The 24,339-nt window shown below is 33.3% G+C and carries 24 protein-coding genes; 15 read left to right on the top strand and 9 right to left on the bottom strand.

What is annotated here, in order from left to right:
- Nucleotides 1–38: 38 nt before the first annotated feature.
- On the top strand, nt 39–461 hold the full coding sequence (locus ABD745_RS01960; RefSeq protein ID WP_344824377.1) for a VanZ family protein: 423 nt from the start codon (nt 39–41) through the stop codon (nt 459–461).
- A 113-nt stretch (nt 462–574) separates the two neighbouring features.
- On the opposite strand, the gene proC is transcribed toward ABD745_RS01960, so the two are convergent.
- On the bottom strand, nt 575–1,378 hold the full coding sequence (gene proC, locus ABD745_RS01965) for a pyrroline-5-carboxylate reductase (protein WP_344824380.1): 804 nt from the start codon (nt 1,376–1,378) through the stop codon (nt 575–577).
- 136 nt (nt 1,379–1,514) lie between these two features.
- Nucleotides 1,515–1,895: a helix-turn-helix domain-containing protein gene (locus tag ABD745_RS01970; protein WP_344824383.1), complete on the bottom strand. Its 381-nt coding sequence runs from the start codon at nt 1,893–1,895 to the stop codon at nt 1,515–1,517.
- Between the two features lie 172 nt (nt 1,896–2,067).
- On the opposite strand from ABD745_RS01970, the gene ABD745_RS01975 reads away from it, so the two are divergent.
- Together ABD745_RS01975 and ABD745_RS01980 are read left to right on the top strand one after the other, a co-directional pair.
- A complete protein-coding gene (locus ABD745_RS01975; protein WP_344824386.1) occupies nt 2,068–2,553 on the top strand; it encodes a hypothetical protein in 486 nt (161 codons plus the stop codon).
- Between the two features lie 9 nt (nt 2,554–2,562).
- Entirely contained in the window at nt 2,563–3,033 is a 471-nt protein-coding gene (locus ABD745_RS01980; RefSeq protein ID WP_344824389.1) for a hypothetical protein, read from the top strand.
- 94 nt (nt 3,034–3,127) lie between these two features.
- On the opposite strand, the gene murB is transcribed toward ABD745_RS01980, so the two are convergent.
- Genes murB through ABD745_RS01995 form a run of 3 tightly spaced genes read right to left on the bottom strand, consistent with a single transcriptional unit; the run spans nt 3,128 to nt 5,852 of the window.
- Nucleotides 3,128–4,141 carry a UDP-N-acetylmuramate dehydrogenase gene (gene murB, locus ABD745_RS01985; protein ID WP_344824392.1) on the bottom strand — a complete coding sequence of 338 codons (1,014 nt, stop codon included), beginning with the start codon at nt 4,139–4,141 and terminating at the stop codon, nt 3,128–3,130.
- 5 nt (nt 4,142–4,146) lie between these two features.
- Nucleotides 4,147–4,629 (bottom strand): hypothetical protein, encoded by a 483-nt coding sequence (locus ABD745_RS01990; RefSeq protein ID WP_344824395.1) that lies wholly within the window; start codon nt 4,627–4,629, stop codon nt 4,147–4,149.
- 17 nt (nt 4,630–4,646) lie between these two features.
- Nucleotides 4,647–5,852, bottom strand: a complete 1,206-nt coding sequence (locus tag ABD745_RS01995; RefSeq protein ID WP_344824398.1) for a pyridoxal phosphate-dependent aminotransferase — start codon at nt 5,850–5,852, stop codon at nt 4,647–4,649.
- Nucleotides 5,853–6,137: 285 nt separating this feature from the next.
- Between ABD745_RS01995 and ABD745_RS02000 the strand changes: the two genes are divergently transcribed.
- The 4 genes from ABD745_RS02000 to ABD745_RS02015 all read left to right on the top strand — a co-directional run bounded on the left by ABD745_RS02000 (nt 6,138) and on the right by ABD745_RS02015 (nt 10,499).
- A complete protein-coding gene (locus tag ABD745_RS02000; protein WP_344824400.1) occupies nt 6,138–8,738 on the top strand; it encodes a T9SS-dependent choice-of-anchor J family protein in 2,601 nt (866 codons plus the stop codon).
- Nucleotides 8,739–8,868: 130 nt separating this feature from the next.
- Entirely contained in the window at nt 8,869–9,327 is a 459-nt protein-coding gene (locus ABD745_RS02005) for a DUF1801 domain-containing protein (protein WP_344824403.1), read from the top strand.
- Nucleotides 9,302–9,961 carry a YiiX/YebB-like N1pC/P60 family cysteine hydrolase gene (locus ABD745_RS02010; RefSeq protein ID WP_344824406.1) on the top strand — a complete coding sequence of 220 codons (660 nt, stop codon included), beginning with the start codon at nt 9,302–9,304 and terminating at the stop codon, nt 9,959–9,961. The genes ABD745_RS02005 and ABD745_RS02010 overlap by 26 nt, the downstream gene beginning before the upstream one ends.
- A 226-nt stretch (nt 9,962–10,187) precedes the next feature.
- On the top strand, nt 10,188–10,499 hold the full coding sequence (locus tag ABD745_RS02015) for an NIL domain-containing protein (protein WP_344824409.1): 312 nt from the start codon (nt 10,188–10,190) through the stop codon (nt 10,497–10,499).
- A 119-nt stretch (nt 10,500–10,618) separates the two neighbouring features.
- Here the strand turns inward: ABD745_RS02015 and murA are convergent, their stop codons facing one another.
- Together murA and ABD745_RS02025 are read right to left on the bottom strand one after the other, a co-directional pair.
- Nucleotides 10,619–11,926, bottom strand: coding sequence for a UDP-N-acetylglucosamine 1-carboxyvinyltransferase (gene murA, locus ABD745_RS02020; protein WP_344824412.1), 1,308 nt, complete (start codon nt 11,924–11,926; stop codon nt 10,619–10,621).
- A 2-nt stretch (nt 11,927–11,928) separates the two neighbouring features.
- Entirely contained in the window at nt 11,929–12,600 is a 672-nt protein-coding gene (locus ABD745_RS02025; protein WP_344824415.1) for a DUF4290 domain-containing protein, read from the bottom strand.
- Nucleotides 12,601–12,790: 190 nt separating this feature from the next.
- Here ABD745_RS02025 and ABD745_RS02030 point away from each other — a divergent pair, with 190 nt between their 5' ends.
- Nucleotides 12,791–14,221, top strand: coding sequence for an alpha-amylase (locus ABD745_RS02030; RefSeq protein ID WP_344824419.1), 1,431 nt, complete (start codon nt 12,791–12,793; stop codon nt 14,219–14,221).
- Nucleotides 14,222–14,377: 156 nt separating this feature from the next.
- On the opposite strand, the gene ABD745_RS02035 is transcribed toward ABD745_RS02030, so the two are convergent.
- Nucleotides 14,378–14,791, bottom strand: a complete 414-nt coding sequence (locus ABD745_RS02035; RefSeq protein ID WP_344824423.1) for a thiol-disulfide oxidoreductase DCC family protein — start codon at nt 14,789–14,791, stop codon at nt 14,378–14,380.
- Nucleotides 14,792–14,802: 11 nt separating this feature from the next.
- On the bottom strand, nt 14,803–15,264 hold the full coding sequence (locus tag ABD745_RS02040; RefSeq protein WP_344824426.1) for a heme-binding domain-containing protein: 462 nt from the start codon (nt 15,262–15,264) through the stop codon (nt 14,803–14,805).
- Nucleotides 15,265–15,598: 334 nt separating this feature from the next.
- Here ABD745_RS02040 and katG point away from each other — a divergent pair, with 334 nt between their 5' ends.
- The 7 genes from katG (at nt 15,599) to ABD745_RS02075 (ending at nt 24,270) form a co-directional block, all read left to right on the top strand.
- Nucleotides 15,599–17,872, top strand: coding sequence for a catalase/peroxidase HPI (gene katG / locus ABD745_RS02045; protein ID WP_344824429.1), 2,274 nt, complete (start codon nt 15,599–15,601; stop codon nt 17,870–17,872).
- Between the two features lie 150 nt (nt 17,873–18,022).
- Complete coding sequence (locus ABD745_RS02050; RefSeq protein ID WP_344824432.1) at nt 18,023–19,273, top strand: hypothetical protein; 1,251 nt, start codon at nt 18,023–18,025, stop codon at nt 19,271–19,273.
- Between the two features lie 422 nt (nt 19,274–19,695).
- On the top strand, nt 19,696–19,887 hold the full coding sequence (locus ABD745_RS02055; protein WP_047399587.1) for a cold shock domain-containing protein: 192 nt from the start codon (nt 19,696–19,698) through the stop codon (nt 19,885–19,887).
- A 403-nt stretch (nt 19,888–20,290) separates the two neighbouring features.
- Nucleotides 20,291–21,766 carry a tyrosine-type recombinase/integrase gene (locus ABD745_RS02060; protein WP_344824437.1) on the top strand — a complete coding sequence of 492 codons (1,476 nt, stop codon included), beginning with the start codon at nt 20,291–20,293 and terminating at the stop codon, nt 21,764–21,766.
- A gap of 13 nt (nt 21,767–21,779) precedes the next feature.
- Nucleotides 21,780–22,760: a hypothetical protein gene (locus ABD745_RS02065; RefSeq protein WP_344824440.1), complete on the top strand. Its 981-nt coding sequence runs from the start codon at nt 21,780–21,782 to the stop codon at nt 22,758–22,760.
- A gap of 92 nt (nt 22,761–22,852) precedes the next feature.
- Entirely contained in the window at nt 22,853–23,146 is a 294-nt protein-coding gene (locus ABD745_RS02070; RefSeq protein ID WP_344824443.1) for a helix-turn-helix transcriptional regulator, read from the top strand.
- A gap of 233 nt (nt 23,147–23,379) precedes the next feature.
- Nucleotides 23,380–24,270 (top strand): hypothetical protein, encoded by an 891-nt coding sequence (locus ABD745_RS02075; protein ID WP_344824446.1) that lies wholly within the window; start codon nt 23,380–23,382, stop codon nt 24,268–24,270.
- The last annotated feature ends 69 nt before the right edge of the window (nt 24,271–24,339 follow it).

A 24,339-nucleotide genomic window follows, 5' to 3' on the forward strand; every position in this document is an offset into this window, starting at 1 on the left:
CAAATTTAATGTTTTTGAAATGAATAAATTTGCAATCGATGTTAAAGAAATTTTATAAAATTATTATCGTTCCCTATACTTTATTTTTGCTGTATCTCATGTTTTTTGGGATGGGCAGAACACAGTTTGATGATAATTTATTAACAATGGAACCTATTATTTCTACAATAAATTTTATAAAAGGGTGTATTTCGTGGAAAGATATTGTGATTATTGTTGTCGGAAATGTCGTGATGTTTATTCCTTTCGGATTTCTGGGTTGGATTTTTTCTAAGTTTAAAGATTTAAAAACGTTGCTTTTTGCTTTTATTTCGGTAATTACCATTGTTGAAGCACTTCAGTATTTTACAAGAATGGGGATTTTTGAAGTGGATGATATTATTTTGAATACTTTTGGAGTGCTTCTTGGATTTTTGCTTCGGAAATTTATAGAGAAACGGTTGGGAAATTGGGTTGTTTAAATCAATTGAGATGCTTCGACGGAGTTCAGCATGACAACTCTAATACTAACCTTTTTATTGAACGCCTTATTTGTAGCGATGTCATGCTGAGCCTGTTGAAGCATCTGTGTATTTTATCCATTCAATTCCTTTGCACGTTTTTCGGCATTAAGAATTCCGTTTTTTAGAATTTCTTTTAAATTATTTTCATTAAAACTTTTCAATGCTGCTTCTGTTGTCCCGCCTTTTGATGCAACATCCTGAATTAGTTCTTCTAAGTTTTTATCAGAATTATTAATCAGATGATAAGCTCCCAACATGGTCTGCTTTACAAATAGTTTTGATAAGTTTTCGTCAATACCCATTTCAACTCCGGCTTTTATCATGGCATCAACGATATAATAGAAATAGGCAGGTCCACTTCCGGAAAGAGCCGTAACACCATCTAAAAGCTCTTCGTTTTCTAAATAAACCGATCTTCCTGTTGAGTTCAGTAATCTTTCAATATTGATCAACTGACTGAAAGAAATACCCGTTGCCGAAGTATAGCCCGTAATTCCCATTCCCAAAAGAGTAGGGGAATTCGGCATTGCTCTTACAACCAAAGGATGATTTAATAATTTTTGAATTTTCTCGATTTTAATTCCGGCCATGATCGACAGAACCATTTGATTTTCTTTTAACTGAAACTTGAAATTTTCAGCAACATGTTGGAAATCCTGTGGTTTTACAGCGATGATAATTAAGTCGGCATCCAATTCCTGAACTTCATCAAAAGTTGATATTTTCGATTTGGGAAATTCTTCTGATATTTTTGGAAATTTAGCCTGATTTCTTGTGATTAAATGTAGATTTTCAGGTTTTAACAGTTCATATTTCAAAAATGATTTTGAAAAAGATAAACCCATATTTCCGGCTCCGAGAATTGCGATTTTCATGTTTGTGTTATTTTTTATTTAAATGTTTCATGAGATGCTTCGACAAGCTCAGCATGACATCGCTACAAATTTATCACTAATAATGCAGGTAGTATTAGGATTGTCATGCTGAGGCTCTCGAAGCATCTCAATAGATTTATTTTTTTAATAAAATTTCTATTAATTTATTTTGATTTTCCATCAACTTTGCCATCTGTTGTTGATTTTCTAATATTTTGTCAGCTAATTCTGGAGAAGAATAATTAATATTTTCAATGGTTGAGTCAAAAATTAAACTTTGTGAATTTTCAAATTTTGCGTTTGATAAATCAATATTTGGAATTTGTGCCTGTACTAAATCTATAAAATCTATTTCAAAAATTTCTGCAATTTTCTGCAAATTTTGTAAAGTTGGTTTTGCCTGTCCTGCTTCCCATTTATTATAGGCAGATTGCGAAATATCTAATTGGTGGGCAACATCCATTTGCGACCATCCTTTTTGTTCTCTTAGTTTGCGAAGTTTTGTTTCTAAACTCATAAATACAAGATTTAAATGCTAAAGTAATACTTTTTAAAATGACAACCAATGGTTGTTGATTTTATAACTGTTGGTTGTTGTGGAGAAAACTGATAGCATATATTTTAGCTGAGTGATTTAAAAATAATCACATCATTGAAAAATAATTTATTAACTTTAAAATTCAAAATGTATGAAAAAGAAAATTTTCATGGGTGTTTTTGCCCTAAGTATTTTTATGATCTCTTGTAATGAAGACAGCAATGAAAGATCAAATGACACAACCAAAACGGAATTGACGCAGAAGAATGCATCATTTTTAAAATTGCCTGAAGCTGAGCAAAAAAAATTAGCTGATGTGTTTTTTAAAAGTCTTGCAGAAAACAAAACTGCTGATGGTAAAGTAAGAGGTTTTTGTCAGCCTGTTAAAGCAACTGTTGGTATAGGAATATTTACGGTCGAAACAACAATAAATATTTGTTGTACAACATTAACAATGAATTGTATACCCATTCCAGATATTGTGATTCATAAAAACTCTGAGGGATCGATTGATGAATTTGAAATTATTGATTCAGAAATTTTTGAGAACGATGAAGGTAGAAAATTTAAAATTAAGGAAGGTATTTATAATGTTTCATCAGGAACTTTTCAACCGGAAATCATTGAAGTTAAATAATTTTTATAAATGAAAAAAGCTATTATCATTTGTTTTCTAGTATTCTTTTCGTTAGGTATTTTATTTATACTTTTTTTTGGTAAAACAAAAATTAAAAAAAATACATCAATGAAAGTGTATCTTTATGAAGATTCACCTTTATATAAAAAAATACTTCAAAAAAATGATACTGTTATTTATATAAATATGTGGGCATCCTTTAGTCCTGATTCTATAGAAAGGTATCAGGAACTTATAAAAGACAAAAAGAAAAAAGTATATAACTTTTCGGTACAAGATGACTCTGTCATTATTAAAAAAGCTATTAAAAAGTATGGGATGGAAAACGATATTACATTAGAAAATATTGATTATCAGAAAGAAATTTTGAAAAACTTGTACTTTGATAGTTATTTTTCAATAGGTATCGTGCAAATTAGTTCTACAAGAATTCCCAAAACATTTATTTTTGAAAAACAGATGCTGAAAAAAGATTTTTAAATGTTAAAATAATGGAAAAAGCCAGAGATTTTATCTCTGGCTTTTTATGTATAAAGCTTCTATCAAAATAAAAACATGGGAAATTTTAACAATACTAAATAATATTCACTTCTCTTTCCAATTCAATTCCGAATTTTTCTTTCACAGAATTGATAATCTCCGTCGAAAAATCAAAAATTTCCTTTCCTGTTGCTAATCCTGTTGCATTTACAATAACTAAAGACTGTAATTTATGAGAAGCAACATTTCCGATCTGTTTTCCTTTCCAGCCGCACTGCTCGATCAGCCAGCCAGCCGGAACTTTTACAAAGTCTCCATTCGGATACCCTTGGATATTCTCAAATTTCTGTTGTAATTCTTCGAATTGCGTTAAAAGAATGGTGGGATTTTTAAAAAAACTTCCTGCATTTCCGATTTCTTTCGGATCAGGTAATTTGCTTTGTCTGATATTGATGATAGCTTTCGAAATGTCCTGAATGGTAGGATTTTGAATTCCTAAATTTTCCAGTTGGGATTTTATTGCTCCGTATTCTGTTTTTATTTTATGGTTTTGTCTTGTTAATTTAAAAGTAACCTCCAAAATCACATATTTTCCTTTTCCTTCCTGCTTAAAAATAGAATCTCTGTAACCAAATTTACACTGCTCCAAATTGAAAGTTTCCAGTTGAAGATTTTCAAGATTCAAAACGGTACAGTTCACGAAAATATCTTTAATTTCTGTTCCGTAAGCTCCGATATTCTGCATTGGCGAAGTTCCTACATTTCCCGGAATTAATGAAAGATTTTCCAAGCCGCCATAATTTTTATCCAGACAAAACATCACGAATTCATGCCAGTTTTCTCCGGCTTTTGCAGTTACCAATACATTATTTTCGCTGATAATATCTTCGTGAATTCCTTTTAAACTTAGTTTAATAGCTAATCCATCGAAGTCTTTAGTCAATAAAATATTACTTCCGCCACCCAAAAAAAGAAGTGGGAGATTTTGAACGTCCGAGAAGTTAAGTGCTTCTTTTAATTCTTTGATAGAATGTATTTCAGCAAAATATCTTGCTTTTGCGTCTACACCGAAAGTGTTGTATGACTGAAGTGAAAAATTTTCTTGCATTGGTTTTATTTGTATTCTGTAGGAAGAATATTTTGAATCTGATCTTTTAGTTTTTGAAGTTGCTTGTAATAAACCGTATCAACGTACGAATTTACATAAGCATGGTATTTTTTCGGAGTTCTGATCTGGAAAGTTTCATCAAATCCATCTACGGACTGCTTGCTGGGCGAACTTTTAATTTTATCTAAAGTTTTTACGTCAATGGTTGATGTAAGGTTTTGCCAGATTTGAGGAGTGATGGCAGATTTCCATTCTTTATGGGTTTTCTTATTGGTAATTCCCGTTTCCAGATGAATAGAGTCCTTTGTGATTTTTACGATTTTGTAATTTCCGAGGTCTCCGCCAATATCCGAATAATTGATAGAAATGATCTCGTTTGGATTTGCCGAAGAACTGTTTTCAGTTTTCTTACTGTCGCAGCAAAAAAATATCAGCAATAAAAGTATTGGACAGAATATTTTCAAACCAAGATTTTTTATTGCTGACATATTTTAATTATTTTAAATTAAAAATTGAATTCTAATTTATATTTTTCAAGCGCATCTTTTAAAATAGCCGCACTTTTTCTTAAGTCCTGTTCGTTTAAAACGTAGGCAATTCTTACCTGTTTTTTACCCAATTCAGGGTTGCTGTAAAATCCTCCTGCAGGCGCAACCATAATGGTTTCTCCGTGGAAAGAATATTTTTCCAATAACCACTGAGCGAATTTTTCTGTATCGTCAACCGGAAGTTCGGCAACGCAGTAGAACGCTCCTTTTGGTTTCGGACAGATAACCCCCGGAATTGCATTCAGCAAATCAACCAAAACATTTCTTCGGTGGGTATATTCTTCTCTTACGGCTCTGATATAAGCTCCGTCGTTTTGATGAGCGGCAGTTGCAGCGATTTGTCCCAATAAAACAGGGCTCAGTCTTGCCTGAGCAAAAAGCATGGCAGCATCGTGGATTTTTTTAGAACGGGTAATCATACATCCGATTCTAACCCCGCACATAGAGTAACGTTTTGATTCTGAATCGATAATGATGCAGTTTTCAGCCAGTTCAGGAAACGCAAGCATTGAAACCTGTTGTTTTCCATCATAAACGTATTCTCTGTAAACTTCGTCTGAAATAACGACAATGTCATATTTTAAAGCAATTTCTGCTAATTGCTGAAGTTCTTCACGAGTATAAAGATAACCTGTTGGATTTCCAGGATTGCAAATAACGATTGCTCTTGTTTTTTCGGTAATTTTCTTTTCGAATTCCTCAATCGGAGGAAGTGCAAATCCCGTATCAATTGTTGAAGGAACGGCAACTACATTTACATTAAACGTACTTGTAAATCCGTTGTAGTTTGCATAATAAGGTTCAGGAATGATTACTTCGTCACCATCATCACATAAAGTTGAGATGGCAAAGTTTAATGCTTCTGATCCTCCGTTTGTTACGATAAAATTATCAGGTGTAAGATCTGTGAAATCTAATGAGTGATAATAATCTGTAAGTGCTTTTCTGTATTCGATGTTACCTTCAGAAAGAGCGTATTCCAATACTTTTAAATCAATATTTTTTAAAGCATTAAGAGCCGTTTCCGGGGTTTCAATATCGGGTTGTCCAATATTAAGGTGGTATACTTTTATCCCTTTCTGTTTTGCTTTAAGGGCGAAAGGAACCAGTTTTCTTACCGGCGATGGCGGCATGTGTTGTGCTCTGTTTGAAATATTCGGCATTATTGAAAAAATTTGTATGGCAAAAATAAGATTTAATTTCTCAATAATAAAATAATGCCTTACCTAAGAAATGTTTTTGTTTGAATTAAATAATTGGTAATAATATGTCTGATATATAATGAATTATTAGGTTTTTGTATTGCTAATATTTTTAATTAATATTTCAATTATTTGTGATTAATTGCAATTAATGTTAATGATATTTGTTTTTTTGTATAAAAATATTATCAAAATCGTTTTTATGTTGTTTTTTTTATAAATTTACAGCTACAATAACTGGTAAATATGAAATTAAAACTACTTTATGGAGCTTTCAATATGATGGCTCTGTTGGCTGCAGGTACTATGGCAGCTCAAAACTACCAACAAATGCCTATTGCTTCAGGTCTTACTGCAGATGTGATTGCAAACGGGATAGGTTCTTCAACCGTTTCAACAAATAATGATGTAGATGGAGTTTCTTACGCTTTTGTAGCTAAAGATTTTCAGCTAACATCTGCAAGTGCACCTATTACATATGGTATTCCTGTTGACGGAATTATTAATTCTGTGGTGGCAACAACTCCCGGATTGAGTTATCAATTGGGAAGTTTGAGTGCAAATAACTCTTTAAGATTAGCTGCAATAAATGATGCGGGGACTTTACAGTTTACAACGCCAAAAGCAGCTACTAAATTGTATATGCTTGCCGTTAGTGGAAGTGGTACTTCTACGGTAAATGTGGTTGTAAATTTTACAGATGCTACTTCACAAACATTTTCAGGCGTCGCTCTTGCGGATTGGTATAACGCGGCTAATTTTGCAATTCAGGGAATCGGAAGGATAAAAAAACCAGGTGCAACTCCTGCTGCTGGTGATGATGTTCCTTCACCTGAAGGCGGGACAAATCCGAGATTATATCAAAGTGAGCTATTGATAAATGCCGCAAATCAGGCGAAGCTTATACAAAGTGTAACGGTAACTAAAGCGAGTGGTTCAGGTATTCCGAATGTTTTTGCTTTCTCGGTAGATGCATATTCTACTTGTACTCCTCCTACTTTGCAGGCAGTTGCAAGCATAACGGCAAATTCTGCATTGGTTTCCTGGACAGCTCCAACTAATGCTGTAAGCTACGACGTCTATCACAGTACTTCCAATACAATACCTGCAAGTACAGTAACTCCTACTTATCCGGGGGTAACAGGTACAAGTACTACAATTGGAGGTCTGAATTCGAATACAAATTATTATTATTGGGTAAGAACTAACTGTAGCTCTGGAACAAGCCAAAGTGTTTGGTCTTTTGCAGGAACTTTTAAAACTGCCTGCTCTACTTTCACTGTTCCGTATACAGAGAATTTTGATACTACAAGTACAGGTTCTTCAACGAATAATAATGCACCAAGTTGTTGGTCATATTTAGAAAGCGCATCATTTGTGGGGTATGGATATGTAGCTGCATCAAATCCTTATTCATCACCTAATTCTTATTATTTATATAATTCGAGTGCTACTACAGGCAGCCAAATGTTGGTTTCACCTCCAACTGTAAATCTTTCAGATGGTACTAAACGTGTGAGGTTCTATGCAAAATCGGGATCGGCTAATTATACATTGTTAGTGGGTACTTTATCAAACCCTACAGATCCAGCTTCTTTTACACAAATTGGTTCTGCGATTACTTTAACAACTACTCAAACACTGTATACTGTTAATATTCCTGCTGGTTCAGATGTACAATTAGCATTTAAACATGGTTTAGGTGGTTCGGGGCGTTCTATTTATATAGATGATATTACAGTTCAGAATATTCCTAGTTGTCTTGAGCCGACTGCAATTACATCGTCGAATGTGACTTCAAACTCGGCTACAATTGGCTGGACGGCTCCGACTCCTGCTCCTGCAAGTGGATACGAAGTATATTACAGTACTACGAATACGGCACCTACTTCTGCTACGGTTTTAAATGCGACCAACTCTGCAACGTCTGCTACAATTTCAGCACCGCTGAACGGGTTGTTGCCAGCAACTACATATTATGTATGGGTAAGATCAAGCTGTAGTGCCACAGACAAAAGTATATGGAGTACTACTTCAACAACATTTACAACACTTTGTATTCCTATAACTACATTGCCTTGGAGTGAGAATTTTGATGCAATGTCAACTATAGGATCGGCAATAGTTCCAAATTGTTGGAAGCAGACTCCGGGAGGTAGTTCGTCTACTTATAATTTTACTTCAGCAAATGCTTCTCAGCAAAGTTATAATGATCCTAGATCTGCACCGAATTATGTGACAATTTATTATCCATATACAAATGCAGCTTATTTATGGACTCCGACATTTACTTTAACAGCAGGGAACACTTATACTTTCTCATTCTATTGGGTAGGAGATAACTATACAGGTTGGCAAAATGAGGTATTGGTAAATAACGGACAAACAGCAACAGGAGCTACGAGCTTAACAACATTTATTACGGCTGATCAAACTGCAACAGGAGGAAGTAATAGTACAAACTATACTAATGTAAGCGTTACTTATACACCTACGGCTACGGGGGATTATTCTTTTGGAATTAAAGCGTTCAATACAACAACAGATCCGTTTTATATGGGATTTGATGACTTCTCTCTTACACAGTCTAATTTAGGAACCGCTGAAACATCTGTTAAGAAAAATGAGGTTAAGGTGTATCCAAATCCATTCAAAGATGTTTTATACATTGCTGAAACTAAGAACATGAAATCTGTTTCAATTGCAGATGTGTCTGGAAGGGTAGTGAAAACTATTGAAAACCCTAGTAAAGAATTGAATTTAAGTGAATTGAATTCCGGATTGTATTTGGTGACCATTATATTTAATGATGGATCAGTATCTACTGTAAAAGCAATCAAGAAATAATTTTTAACCTTAATAATTTGCGCAGGGCAGCTATACTTTTGGTATAGCTGCTTTTTTTAGATATACCTGATTTAAATTGAGTATTTCATTCAAATTTTGTTAATTTGAAGAATTATTAAAACTGAACAATATGCAGGTACAAGCTGTTTCAATAGAAGATTACATTTCTAAAATACCTGAAGAAAGGCAGGAGATTTTCAAGAAATTATACGAGACAATCGAAGATAATTTACCGGAAGGTTTTTCTGGGAATATCAGCTACGGAATGGTTGGTTGGGGAGTTCCGTTGAAAACTTATCCTGCAGGTTATCATTGTGCTCCAGGAACACCATTACCTTTTATCAGTATTGCTTCTCAGAAGAATTTTATAGCATTGTATCATATGGGAATGTATGCAAAACCAGAATTATTAAATTGGTTTGTTGAGGAATTTCCAAAACATTCAAAAAGAAAGCTGGATATGGGAAAGTCTTGTGTCCGCTTCAAAAAAATAGATGAAATTCCTTTGGAATTGTTGGCTGAGTTGAGCAAAAAAATGACTGTTGAAGACTGGATTACTACTTATGAAACGAATTTTAAAAATAAATAATTTTTTACTGAAAATTTTTGCAGTTATTTCTATTCTAAATGTAATTGTAAGCTGTAAAAATCCACAAGCTTCAGGATTAAAAAACGGAGATTTGCTTTTTGTGACTGCAAAAGAAACCGGACTTTCGGGAGCGATTAATAATGTTACCCAAAAACAGAAAAACGCCTCTTTCGATCATATCGGAATTTTAGAAAAAAATAAAGATGGAGTTTTTGTTCTTCACGCAGCTCCGAAAGGAGGCTCTCAAAAACAGGATTTAAAATATTTTCTGAAAGATCAGGCAAATGACGGACAAAGAGTAATTGTCTATCGATTAAAACCCCCATACCAAAACTCAATTCCCGGAGCGATTTCAGAAGCTGAATCTATGTTGGGAAAACCTTACAATTTCAATTATATCTTGGATGAAAATTCTTATTACTGTTCAGATTTTATCGAAAGAGCCTTTAGAAAAGATCATATTTTTAAATTAGAACCAATGACTTTCGTTGATCCGAAAACCGGAAAAACCAACACTTTTTGGGAAGAATTTTATCAAAAAAAGAATTTAAAAGTTCCTGAAGGTGAATTAGGCTGCAATCCGAATGGTTTGGCTGCTTCTGATAAACTCGAAAAAATAAAGGAATTAAATTGATTTATAGAAGATATTCAGATCAATAGGAACGGGCTTTAGCCCGTTTTTTTATGAAATAAAATCAAATGGTTTTAACCGAAATTTAAATTCCAAAGAAAAAAATTTAATTAAAATTAAAAAAATATTACCCTACTAATTTGGTAGACTAATATTTTTTTATATTTTTGTCAAAGATTTAATGCAAAGAGCAATGAATATTAGTATTTAAACCAAAAAATGTTTTGTTATGATTACACCAAATCCAAACCTGCAGGTTTTACAAAACAAAATAAGCCTGCCAAAAAAAGAATTGATACTTGAAGTAGAATTAAATGGTAAAATGAAATTCGAACATTTGATGAATACCATTTATAATCAGTTTGGAATTTGTCACAGGGTGTTGTCGGCAAACGTTGAATATGTGAACGGAAGAAGTTTTGGGTCTGTTCAATTATACATTAATGTAAATTCAGATGATTTTGAGCAATTGGAATTTTATCTGAATAAAAATAAACTTTTAAGTACTTCTGTGGAATATACTTGCAGAAAATACTCATAGGTGAGATTCATATAGTTTTAATTACAAAAAGCGTTCAGTGAAAACTGAACGCTTTTGATTTATAAATAATTAAAGGGAAAACTAACTTCTGACCTCTAATTTCTAACTTCTTTTTTGAATTAAATTCTTTCAATATCAGCTCCGATTGCTTTCAATCTTCCGTCAATATTCTCATAACCTCTGTCGATTTGTTCGATATTATGGATAATTGATTTTCCTTCAGCGGAAAGTGCTGCAATAAGAAGGGCATTTCCAGCTCTGATGTCCGGAGAAACCATTGTTGTTCCTCTTAACGGAGCTTCTTGATTTAAACCAATAACTGTCGCTCTATGCGGATCACAAAGAATAATTTGAGCACCCATGTCGATCAATTTATCCACAAAGAATAGTCTTGATTCAAACATTTTCTGGTGTACCAAAAGACTTCCTTTTGCCTGGGTTGCCACTACTAAAATAATAGATAACAAGTCCGGCGTAAATCCTGGCCACGGCGCATCGGAAATCGTTAAAATAGAACCGTCAATAAACTTCTGAATTTTATAATTTTCCTGAGCCGGAATAAAAATATCATCATTACTTTGCTCAAGCTGGATTCCCAATTTTCTGAATGTATTCGGAATAACACCAAGTTGGTTCCAGTTTACATTTTTAATAGTGATTTCAGATTTTGTCATGGCTGCAAGACCGATCCAGGATCCGATTTCTACCATGTCAGGAAGCATTGTATGCTCAGTTCCGTGAAGATATTCAACACCTTCGATCGTCAATAAATTTGAACCGATTCCTGAAATATTGGCTCCCATTCTGTTCAGCATCTTACAAAGTTGCTGAAGGTAGGGCTCACAAGCTGCGTTATAAATTCTTGTTTTTCCTTTTGCTAAGGCCGCAGCCATCACAATGTTGGCAGTTCCTGTTACGGAAGCTTCTTCCAGTAAAATAAATTTACCGTTAAGTTCTTTAGCTTTTAATGAATAAAAGAATTCTTCTTCATCATAATGAAATTCTGCACCAAGCTCTACAAGTCCTTGAAAGTGAGTGTCTAATCTTCTTCTTCCGATTTTATCACCTCCCGGAGTCGGCATGTAAGCTTCACCGTATCTTGCCAACATCGGACCCATCAACATGATCGAACCTCTTAGTTTGGCTCCGTCTTTTTTGAATTCGTTCGATTTTATATAATCAAAATTAACTTTATCAGCCTTGAAAGTATAATCTCCATGCCCGTTTTTAGTAACTTTTACTCCAAAATCTCCTAATATTTCAATTAATCGATTAACGTCGTGGATGTCAGGAATGTTTTTAATTCTTACCTCCTCATCAGTTAACAAAACAGCACAAAGAATCTGTAGAGCCTCATTTTTAGCTCCTTGTGGAGTGATTTCACCATGCAATCTTTTTCCTCCTCTTATTTGAAATGTTCCACTCATGTCTACTTTCTTTTATTATGATTATTGTTGTTATTGTTGTTGTGCCTTCTTTTGTTATTTTGGTTATTCCTGTTGTTATTTCGGTTGTTATTATTGTTGTTGTTTCGGTTGTTATTGTTGGTCGTGTAATAGATTTTACTTTTCTCAAGAGAATCAATTCCTGTAAGATCCAATCTGTTTTCCGAAAGCTCTTTCAAATGACGAAAAATTACATCATCCGTTACATGTTCCTTATTATATACGTTGTAAGATTTCTTCATATTGTTGGCAATCACTTCGATAAGAGCTTCTTTCTCATCACCTTCATTCAGCTCTATTGCTTTTTCTATTAATTGAAGAATACTTTTTCCGTAAAATTTAAAATCACCCTGAAGCTTAGGATATTCCATTCTTTTCGGCTTTTCAGCCAATTCTTCTCTCGTAGGAAACGGATAGGGTGAATCTACATCCAGGTCATAATTAGCCAGAATAAAAAGATGATCCCAAAGTTTATGCTTGTAATTTTCTTCGTCGCGAAGCTGCGGGTTTCTTTGACCCATAAAATCAATGATGCCCAATGCCATTTCGCTTCTCTCTTCTTTTGTAGAAAGCCCTTTGCAACGTTCAACCAATTGTTGGATAATTCTGCCATATTCTGGCAAAAGGAGCTGAGTTTTTTGGGTATTATATTCCATAGTCTGCAAATATATGCAATAATGGAAAAATTGTACCGAAAATCTTAAAAGTTTATGATTTTTTAATGAAAATATTTATAATGATTTTGTTAGGGTTTTTTATTGAAAGTTAAATTTTTTCTCCTTCGATAAGAATATATTTTAATAAAAGTGTATTTTAGTTATTAGTTTAATAATTAAAACTTTCGATATGAAAAAAACACATTTCTTACTTTCGCTTCTGGCGTTGGGCTTTGTAAGCTCTTGTCAGAACAATGATGAAATCGTTAACGAAACCTCAAAACAATTAGAAGTCCACGACAAAATAGTGAACGTTACCCATCATGATGGTCATCCTTTCAGTACCGGAACATCTTCCAATGCAAAATTTGTTGCCGGACCGGGAGGAAGTGTTCTCATGCAAGGATTTTATTGGGATGTTCCCGATGGCGGCAATTGGTGGGATACCGTTAAAGGAAAAGTAACCGATTGGTCAAATGCCGGAATTGGTGCAATTTGGTTGCCTCCGGCTTCAAAAGCGCAAAACGGAGCTTATTCAATGGGATATGATCCTACAGATTATTATGATTTTGGAAATTTTAATCAAAATGGAAGCGTCGAAACCCGTTTTGGTTCAAGAGCGGAATTGGAAGCCTTAATTACAAAAGCTCATACGGAAAATATGCAGGTTTATGCCGATATTGTTATTAATCATAACAGCGGTGGGCAATCAGAAGCAAATCCTTACACAGGAACAAACACTTGGACGAATTTTTCTGGAGTGGCTTCAGGTAAATTTCCAAGAACATACAATGATTTTTATAAAAACTCTTATGGTAATAATGATGAAGGAGCTTTCGGAGGTTTTCCGGATCTCTGTCACGCTAATCCTTATGTTCAGGATTGGCTTTGGGGAAGAGATGATTCTGTCGGGAAATATTATAAAAATGTAATGAAATTTGATGGTTGGAGGTTTGATTATGTGAAAGGTTTCGGACCTTGGGTTGTCAATAACTGGAACTCCAATGTTGGTGGATTTTCTGTGGGAGAACTTTGGGATTCAAATGTAAACACACTGGAATGGTGGGCAAATAATGCTAATAGTTCTGTATTCGATTTTGCAGCCTATTATAAAATGGATGAAGCTTTTGATAATGGAAATTTAAATGCTCTGAACGACGATATGATGTGGAAAAGGAATCCTTATAAAGCGGTAACCTTTGTAGCAAACCATGATACAGATGTTATTTATAATAAAATGTTGGCATATGCTTATATTTTAACTCATGAAGGGTATCCTACAATTTTCTACCGCGATTATGAAGAGTGGCTGAATAAAGAAAGATTAAACAATCTGATCTGGATTCACAACAACAAAGCTACTGGAACAACTTCCATCTTATACACCGATAATGACGAATATATTGCAAGAAGAAACGGCTACAATGGAAATCCGGGATTGGTTGTTTATATCAATAATTCTTCGACGTGGCAGGAAAGATGGATTCAGACAAATTGGGCAAGTCAGCAGATCAAAGATTTCACTGGAAGTTCAGGTTGGTATCCTACTACACAAGGCGACAAGTGGGTGAAAATTCAATGTGCCCCGAATTCTTATTCTGTTTGGTCTTTGAATCAATAATATTAAGAGACTGTTTCAATTTTGAAGCAGTTTTTTTTATAAATAGTAGATGCTTCGACGAGCTCAGCATGACAACTCTAATACTAACTGTGTTTATTAACGGTATATCGAAGCGATGTCATGCCGATCGGAGTCGAAGCATCTTTCGCTATTATTCTAAACCTCAATAAATTTCGCTCGTTGATGAGGTGTGGGCAAATAACATTTCTGATTTGCCAGTTTCATTCTGTTTCTTGAGATCATATCATAAACACTGTCACTCAAAAATTTCGGGATAATTTTTCCGATCCCTGAAAGTTTATAAACTCCACCGAGTAAGTTTGCGATTTGTAGAACAGCTCTTGATTTGATATAATAATATTGTTGAGGTTTCCAAAGATACAGTGTGTTGAAAATTTTCGTGTCCAAACCTCTTTCAGATAAAAATTTTTGACCAAAATCTGACTGGAGAGATGCAAACATAAACTGGTCTTTTTTATCTCTTTCCAAGATCCATTGTACCCAAAAATTGCATACACCACAATCTCCATCGAAAAATACAATATATTTATTTTGCCAATTCTCTTCCATGATTCTGAGATTTAGAATGCCATTTTACGTTCTGTTTCTGCTTTTTCTTTTTTGAAATAATCGATTAAAATTTTTCTTTGTTCATCCGTAAGTTTTGCATCCTGATGACCCACAAAATAAGATTCTAAAGGCATTTCTTTCTTTTCAACCATTTCGATGCATTCTTCTAATTTATGAGCCTGTTGTTTGGGTTCATATGTTGCAAAGGTAGAGAAATTCAGATGTTTTCTTCCTTCATTGATGTTATTTTTCATAAACCATGAAGCTGGAGAAAAATTGGAATACCACGGATATTTTGTCTCGTTGGAATGACAGTCATAGCATGAAGTATTAATGATTTTTGCAATTTCTGGAGGTGTATTTTTTATTTTTAAAAAGTCCATTCCCGGTGTGGGAGCGGGATTCGTTTTGTCGATAGGGAAAAACTGAATAATAATAAATGCGACGAGAATTACAACTAATACTTTTTTCATATCCTGTATATCATGTTTTGTGAATAGATAAAGTTAATTAAATTTTTGATAATTAAAAAGTTTGAAATTTATGAAACTCTTAACGTTAGCTTGAATTATTCTAAATATGTTTGTTGGGCTTTAACTTTCATTCAAATTAATATAAAATTTTACTAACTTAATTGCATTATTATATGTTTTATATTCATGTTACCAGTAAATCAATGATTTAATATTGGTTATTGTTTTTAACTATTGTAAAAATATTTTTGATAGATTGTATTTATATTATAACAATTGTAAGTTTGCTTTGCCTTAGAAATTAACTTAAAATCAACATAAAAAATTAAACGATATGGAAAATACTTCAGGAGACATCAGTAAATGCCCATTCCACAACGGAACAATGAAAAAAGAAAACGTTGCTGGCGGCGGAACAAAAAATTTAGATTGGTGGCCGGAACAATTAAGGGTAGATATTCTTCGTCAGCATTCGAATCTTTCAAACCCTATGGATAAAGATTTTAATTATGCAGAAGCATTTAAAAGTCTGGATATTGAAGCCGTAAAAAGAGATCTTCACGCATTAATGACTGATTCTCAGGATTGGTGGCCTGCCGATTTTGGGCATTATGGTCCTTTATTTATTCGTATGGCTTGGCACAGCGCAGGAACATATCGTGTAGGTGATGGGAGAGGTGGAGCAGGAGCGGGACAACAGCGTTTTGCACCGTTAAACAGCTGGCCGGATAATGTGAGCTTAGATAAAGCAAGGAGATTGCTGTGGCCAATCAAACAAAAATATGGTAAAAATATTTCATGGGCAGATTTGCTGATTCTTACAGGAAATATTGCTTTAGAATCAATGGGATTCAAAACTTTTGGTTTTGCGGGGGGGCGTGAAGATGTTTGGGAGCCGGATCAGGATGTATATTGGGGAACCGAGAAAACATGGTTAGGAGGAGATCTTCGTTATGCTCATGGTTCACCAGGAGTCGAAGGTCACGGCGTTCTTCCAAGTGATGATGATTCTGAAGTTAATCATTCCAGAGATTTAGAAAAGCCTTTGGCAGCGGTACAAATGGGATTAATTTATGTAAATCCCGAAGGTCCTGATGGAAATCCGGATCCGATTGCAGCTGCAAAAGACATTCGTGATACATTCGGAAGAATGGCGATGAATGATGAAGAAACAGTAGCTTTAATTGCAGGAGGTCATACTTTTGGGAAAACCCACGGTGCAGGACCTGCAGATCATGTAGGAAAAGAACCGGAAGCAGCAGGAATTGAAGCGCAGGGTTTCGGATGGAACAGTTCTTATAAATCAGGGAAAGGAGCGGACGCAATTTCGAGTGGTTTGGAAGTTACCTGGACGGAAACTCCTACTCAGTGGAGCAATTATTTCTTCAAAAACCTTTTCGAAAACGAATGGGAATTGACAAAAAGTCCAGCTGGAGCTCATCAATGGATTGCTAAAAGCGGAGAAGAAATTATTCCAGACGCATTTGATCCTAATAAAAAACATAGACCGACGATGCTTACAACGGATTTGTCATTAAGAATTGATCCGGTTTATGAAAAAATTTCAAGAAGATTTTACGAAAATCCTGAAGAATTTGCAGATGCATTCGCAAGAGCCTGGTTTAAGCTGACGCACCGAGATATGGGACCGAAAGCTCGATATTTAGGTTCGGAAGTTCCTTCGGAAGAGCTACTCTGGCAAGATCCTATTCCGGAGGTTGATCATGTTTTGATTAATAATTCTGATGTTGAAGCATTAAAATCAAAAATTTTAGATTCAGGTTTAAGCATTTCAGAATTGGTTTCAACAGCTTGGGCTTCGGCTTCTACATTCAGAGGAAGTGATAAAAGAGGTGGTGCAAATGGCGCAAGAATTCGTTTGGCTCCTCAGAGATATTGGGCAGTGAATAATCCGTCCCAGCTTCAAAAGGTTTTGGGCATTTTAGAAAATATTCAGAAAGAATTTAATGAAAATCAGACAGCGGGCAAAAAAGTTTCACTTGCCGATTTAATTGTTCTTGCCGGAAGTGCCGGAATTGAAAAAGCGGCTAAAAATGCAGGACAAAATTTAATCGTTCCTTTTGCACCGGGAAGGATGGATGCTTCACAGGAGCAGACTGATGTAGAAGCAATGGGTTATCTTGAGCCTGCAGCGGATGGTTTTAGAAATTATCTGAAGAAAAAATTCTCGGTTTCCACAGAATCTTTATTAATAGATAAAGCACAACTATTAAATCTTACCGCTCCGGAATTAACGGTTTTAATCGGAGGCATGAGATCTTTAAATACAAATTTTGACGGTTCTTCTCACGGAATCTTTACGCGAAATCCTGAAACTCTTACCAATGATTTCTTTGTAAATCTTTTAGATATGAATACGCAATGGAAAGTAGCTTCAAATGATAATGAATTGTATGAGGGGGTTGATCGTAAGACGGGTGAAAAAAGATGGACGGCAACTCGTGCGGATCTTGTTTTCGGATCGAATTCTGAATTGAGAGCAATTGCTGAGGTGTATGCAAGTTCTGATGCTCATGAAAAGTTTATTAGTGATTTTGTTTCTGCTTGGGTGAAAGTTATGAATTCGGATAGGTTCGACTTGAAATAATTTAACATAATTTAAATATTTAACATAATAATTGAAAGGTGGTCGTATGATCACCTTTTTTTTGTGTGAATTTATTAATTTTTTAAGATAAAAATTAGGATTTGTTTAAATAAAATCTAATTTTGTGTTTGAAAAAACAATTTTAAACAAATGAAAAAATTATTATTTCCCATTTTATTAATGGGTGTATTTGCTAATGCTCAAATTGGGGTTAATACTGAAACTCCAAATGCTACTTTCGATGTAGTGGGAAAACCTTCCGATACAAATAAATTTGATGGTATTATTGCACCCAGAATTTTGGGAGATCAACTGAAACTAAAAAACTATACTTCCTCTCAGACAGGAGCTTTAGTGTATGTTACAAGTGCTGATACGAGTCCATCGGGACAGACAGTCGACGTTACGTCTTCAGGATATTATTACTTTAATGGAGATTTAAATAAATGGATAAAAATTGTATCCGGAAATTTATCGGAACCATGGAAAGTGCAGGGAACATCCGCTGCTTCTACTCAGAATACAGAAGATATTTATCAGCAGGGAAAAGTGGCGATTGGTACAACTTCTTCATCAGCTGTCAGTACAAAACAACTGGACGTTGCAGGTGATTTCAAAACAAAATATACAGACGGAACAAATTATTACGGCCTTGAAACAAATTTTTCAGATTTTGGAATTCCTGTCAATTTGATGTATTCCTCTAATAACACAAATTTAATTTCTGCTACAGAAAGCAGTGTGGTTTCCGTATATCCGGGAATGAGTACTTTACAGTCTAATAATGGACTTGGAGGTGGAAGTATGGCCGCTTTTTCAAATTCTACAGGAGGAAATTTTGCGCTGATTGCCAATAATACCGATCAAAGTGTATCATCATCAATTTGGGGATATAATGACGGAAGTGCAAGTAATTTGTATCTAAGCCATGCCAAAACAAGTGCTGAATCTGCAAGTATGACCATTGAAAAAACAAAAGGTGTCACATTTAGTTTTTCAGATTCTGCAGGTAATGTGCAGGGATCGTATGATTTTCCCAGAACTAATGGCTCAGCAAATCAGGTTTTAGTAACCGATGGATCAGGTGCAAGTGCAAGTTTATCATGGAAAGATGCTTCTTCTCTTAATTTAAAAATAAGAACTTTAGCATCGGGAACAGTTTCGGCGGATGATTACACAATTCTTGTTTCCGGAAATATTTCGCTTCCGGCAGCAAATACTTCTAATTTAGGAAAAGTCTATAATTTAATTAATGATACTACCGGAAATGTTACTGTAAACGGGACTTTCAGAATTAACGGAGGTGATTTTTCTAATTATGGATTAAATAATAATGATATGGGAAGAGGAATTGTAGTACAAAGTACAGGTTCTGCATGGTTGATTGTTTCCAGATATTAATTTCAAATATTTAATTTTTTAAGACATCATTAAAAGTAAACCATCTTACAAAGGTGGTTTCTTTTATTCTTTTAAATTTATCTCGATATATATAAGTTTTTATATGAAATTTATTAGCAGTTAAAACCAATTAATGGCGGTTTAATGTAAAGAAAATAAATAAAAAAATAAAAAGTGCTTGTTTTCAATAAATTATGTGTACATTTGCAAAACAATCAGGGCTTCTGCCGACGCTTCTTCTGAAACTTTTGAGTTTACTCTTTTATCTCAGTCTTCGCTTTTTCAGCTGCTAATTTTTGTTATCAATAAAAGATGCCGTACTTTTTTCAGCTTGAATATTTCAAGATTATAAAAAATATAACATCATTTATTGTACTCAAAAAGATTTTATCAATAATACAATAATTTTATAATACATTACAATGCAACAAGGAACAGTAAAATTCTTTAACGAAACTAAAGGATTTGGTTTTATCACTCCATCAAATGGTGGCCCAGACGTTTTCGTACATACTTCAGGTTTAGTAGACAGTATTCGCGAAAACGATGTCGTAACATTTGAATTACAGAACGGGACAAAAGGCGTTAACGCAGTTAACGTTCGTATAGCATAATTAAAGAAAGATTAATCTTTCTCTACTTAAGAAGTAGCAGATAGCAGTAATGTTATCTGCTTTTTTTTGCTTGATAATTTGAAATCGAATAGTTTGGTTAATAAATAGATGTAGTTTGAAGATTATTATTAGGCATTTACTTTCATTTCACAAAAATAATGATAAAATAAAAAAGCAATCAACTGAAATCAGAAGATTGCTTTTTATGTAGACCCACAGGTTATATCACCTGTGAATTTTAATTAATAATGAATGATTTTTATTAATTATAAGTGATTGATATTCATTTCAGTGTTGCTAATTAAGATTCATTAAAATTAACCAAAATTAAATATTTACCTTGACCTGTACCTTGACCTTTGGTTTAATTTTTGCTTATTTATGACTGACAATTACATTCAAAATGAAAGAAGAATTTAACAGTGAATTAGGTACAGTGCGATATTTTTTAAAAGATAGAAACTCCCTTGAAGCTACTTTGTTAAAAGGTAGTTATTTGTTTAAAAATTATAATATCGGTTTTAGTACAGGAATTAAAGTAATTCCAGTTAAAGAATGGAATAAAGATCAAAACACTGTAATTGCAGGGAAGAATAGAAGAGATTACAACGATAAATTAAATAAGTTTAAATTATCTGTAATCCAGTCTCATAAAAATTTTAATGAAACATATAATAGAATCCCCACAAAAGAGGAATTAAAAGGTATTGTTAAGTCAGCAATCGAGGGGAGTGGCACAAAATCTATCAGAAAACAAAAGAAAAATTTTGAAGAAATTTATCAGGAGGTTTTAGAAATTATTGAAACCAGACAAAACAATGCTTTAGAAGCTATAAAGAGGGGAGAATCTGTTAAAACCCTGCATAAAAGTTATGCTTCCTCTTATAGGGTTGCGTATAGGGAACTAAAGGAATTTGCAAAGGAAAAAGGATTGATTTTAGATATTGATACATTTGACGAACAAATATGTTTAAATTTTCAAAACTGGCTTATAAAAGTAAAGAAACTGAAACAGACTACTATTAAGACCAGAATTAAAAGAATCAGTTTGATTTTGAAAAGAGCTTTTGAAAAAGGATATACAGACAAACGAGCTTATTTATTAGATGAATTTAAAATAAAAGTTCCTCCTACTGTTTCCACAAGTTTAACAGAAAAAGAAATTACTTTATTGTATGAGTTTGATTTTACCCAAAATAAAAGATTGGAAAGAATAAGGGATTTATTTGTTTTAGCCTGTCATACTTCATTACGATTTAGTGATATTACAAGACTACAAACGGATCATATCAGTATTGATGAAGAAAGAATCAATATGATTTCTCAAAAAACGAGTACAAGTACCCATTACAAAAATTTGAGCTTTTCATTTCATGGCTATACCAAAGAAATTTTAGAAAAATATAATTATGATATTCGACAGTTGGCAATATCCAACCAAAAAACCAATGAATACTTAAAAGAGCTGTTAAAAGAAATACCTTATTTTCAGGAAAAAGTTTTGAGAATTGAAACCTTATCAGGAAAAGGAATAAAATTTACCGATATTGATTTTATCAAAACAATAGACTTTCATACGAGCCGTAGGAGTTTTTGTACCAATCGTTATTGTGAGGGGTGGGAATTATTGGAAATATGGGATTATACAGGACATTCCAACGAATCTACTTTTAAAACGTATTTCAGACCAACAGCAGAACATGAAAAGGTAAGACGTCATAATATCAAGAAAAGGAATGAAAAGATAAAAAATATTGATTTTAAAGAAAAAGAATTGGAGCAATTAAAAAATCAGATGCAGGAAATTTTAAAGTATCATAAAAAGGGAGATTTAGTAGAAATGGGAAAAATAATTGAACTGAATCACAAAATTTCATAGTATTTTTGAATTTATGATACCTCCAGTTTTAAAAAATCTCACCCACATTGACTTTATTGTTACGGATATTTTCCAATTAGATAAAATAATAAAAGATTATGGAAAAATTATATACTATACTCCAGAGGTTGTATTTGATATTTCGACTATTGACAGTAGTTTATATCTGATAACGGAGTTTGGAGAGAATGTTTATATTATTCAAAGGGATCCAAACAGTATAGGAAAGTTGAAAAATTCTAAAACTGATTACGATTATAAAATAGCTGTTACGGATTATGATTTATTTTCTGAAAGTTTTGATTTGGAATCTTTGCCTTCATTTATGGATGAAATGACTGAAAAATATCATCCTGAATTTCTTGAATCTCTTAAATTGCAATTAGTTGATGCAAAAACTGAAACAGCCTGTAAAATTATATATCAGGATTTGCTTTTACATATAGAAGAATCTAGCAGTTTTTTAAGAAGCCATATATATTTTGGCAATGTCTTATCTCAGGAAGTTCAAAAAGCTGTTTGTTATTGGCTTTTAAAGTATAATGAATACCTTTTATTTGATGTTCAGCAGTATTTTAAAACTATTTTCCCCAATGATATTAAACCGATTGAGGAGAATGTGACCCAAATCTTTGCCAACAAAGCAGATAAACAAAAAGAAAAGCTACGAAACAGTAATGTATATAGGATTGCACTCCTTTTTGCAGACGGAACCCTCACATTTGAGAAAATGACAGCTATATACGGTAATAAGCGGTATGATACCATAAATGAACTGGCAGAAATTATTTCTCAGGATTATAAAATTTCAAAATCTTCTCTTCAACCCTATCTAAATCAAACGATAAAAGAGGTAAACTCGGATAAAAATCTGTTTGATATTTCAAAATTAAAATATCTGCAACTCATTGCAGAAGATTTCCACTCACAACAAAAAGAATTGTCAACTTTTTTCTCTGGCAAAATAGAAAAATTAACCTCAATTAATGAGTAAAATCAAATTATACTGATGTTATACGGTATAAGATTTAGTATAGTATGTGCAGGTTATAATTTAGCACCATAATAAATAAACAAAGAAATATTATGGCAACTAAAGAACATTCAATTTTAATTCAGGCAAGTCCTGAATATTTATCTGAACTTATTGTATCAGGAATCAGGGAAGAATTAAAAAGAATCCAACTTCATTTTACTGAAAAATCCCAAAATGACGAACTTATGACTAAAAAGCAGGTTTGCAATTTTCTGAATTGTTCCTCTGTAAGTCTGTGGAATTGGGAAAATAAGGGAATGCTAAACCCTGTACGACTTGGTAGAAGTATTAGGTACAAAAAAAGTGATGTTGAACAGTTTATCAGTAATAGAAAATCTGAATAAAAACATCATTATTCTATATTCACTGTCATTCAGAATTTAATTCTTTTCAATAATAAGATATTGAGCTCCATTCTTGTTGTTTCTTCAGGTGACAGTTTTGTTTGATGGTTTGCTCTATCAAACACTAAAAACACTCTTAAAACCCCTTTAATTTAATCGTAAAGCAATATTTGACCATAGTAATATACTAAGGAGGGATATTCTATGTCGAATTTTAACAATAAGCAATAAAAATGATAGATTTTATTAAAATATACACCCAAACTAAGGAAGCATTGGAAACCAACCTGAAAAAGAATTTTGGTGATACAATATGCTCAATGAACTATTGCACAAAAGAACCGCAATACCCTTGCAGACGATATTTTGAAAATATAGAAGTTAGGATTACCGATAGAATGGGGATAATCAGAAATTCAGTGCATAAATTTTTTAATATTAAAAACAGTTTAGGAAACAACAATTATACGGATTTTTATTATTCTGATATTCTGATTGCTTTTGAACAGTTTCAACAGGATCTCAACGAAAATATTGAAGATTACAAAATAACCAATTTGGAATTTGGATTGAATATTAAAACCTCACAAAGTCCTAAAACCCTATTAGAAAACAACTTTGTCATGTTTAATTTTGATGAATTTAGCCAAAATGATACCTTCAAAGGAAAAGGTTGTTATAAACAGTACAATAGAAGTGAGTATTTAGTGAAAATTTACGACAAAGGCTTACAGTTTGGGCTTCCTTACAATTTAATGAGGGTTGAAATTAAGATAATTGACAGTAAAATGCTAAAAAATAGGTGTGGTATTTTCATTGTTAAGGATATTTATAACAAAAACTGTCTTATGAAGTTGTTTAAGCTCCTTTTAAAGGTATTTGATGAAATAAACATTATTGACAGTCATACTGCTGAAAAAGTGCCGCAAAAAGAAAAAACATTCATTGAAATAGGTAAAAGTCCCTCATATTGGCGCAAAATAAAAAACAATCAATCCTCTACCTACTATTATGACATAAGGGACTCATACAACAAACTGTTAGAAAAGTATAGATTAGATACCATAAAACAAGAATTAAGGGATTCGCTCATTCATAAATTTAACTTTTTGATTGAGGGATAGGTATTCTGTGCAGGAATGGGTGAAGATAGTTTTAAATGTTGATGTTTGGAAGGGGTAAAAAAGGACAAA

The organism is Chryseobacterium ginsenosidimutans, assembly GCF_039536845.1.
Taxonomy (GTDB): Bacteria; Bacteroidota; Bacteroidia; order Flavobacteriales; family Weeksellaceae; genus Chryseobacterium; species Chryseobacterium ginsenosidimutans_B.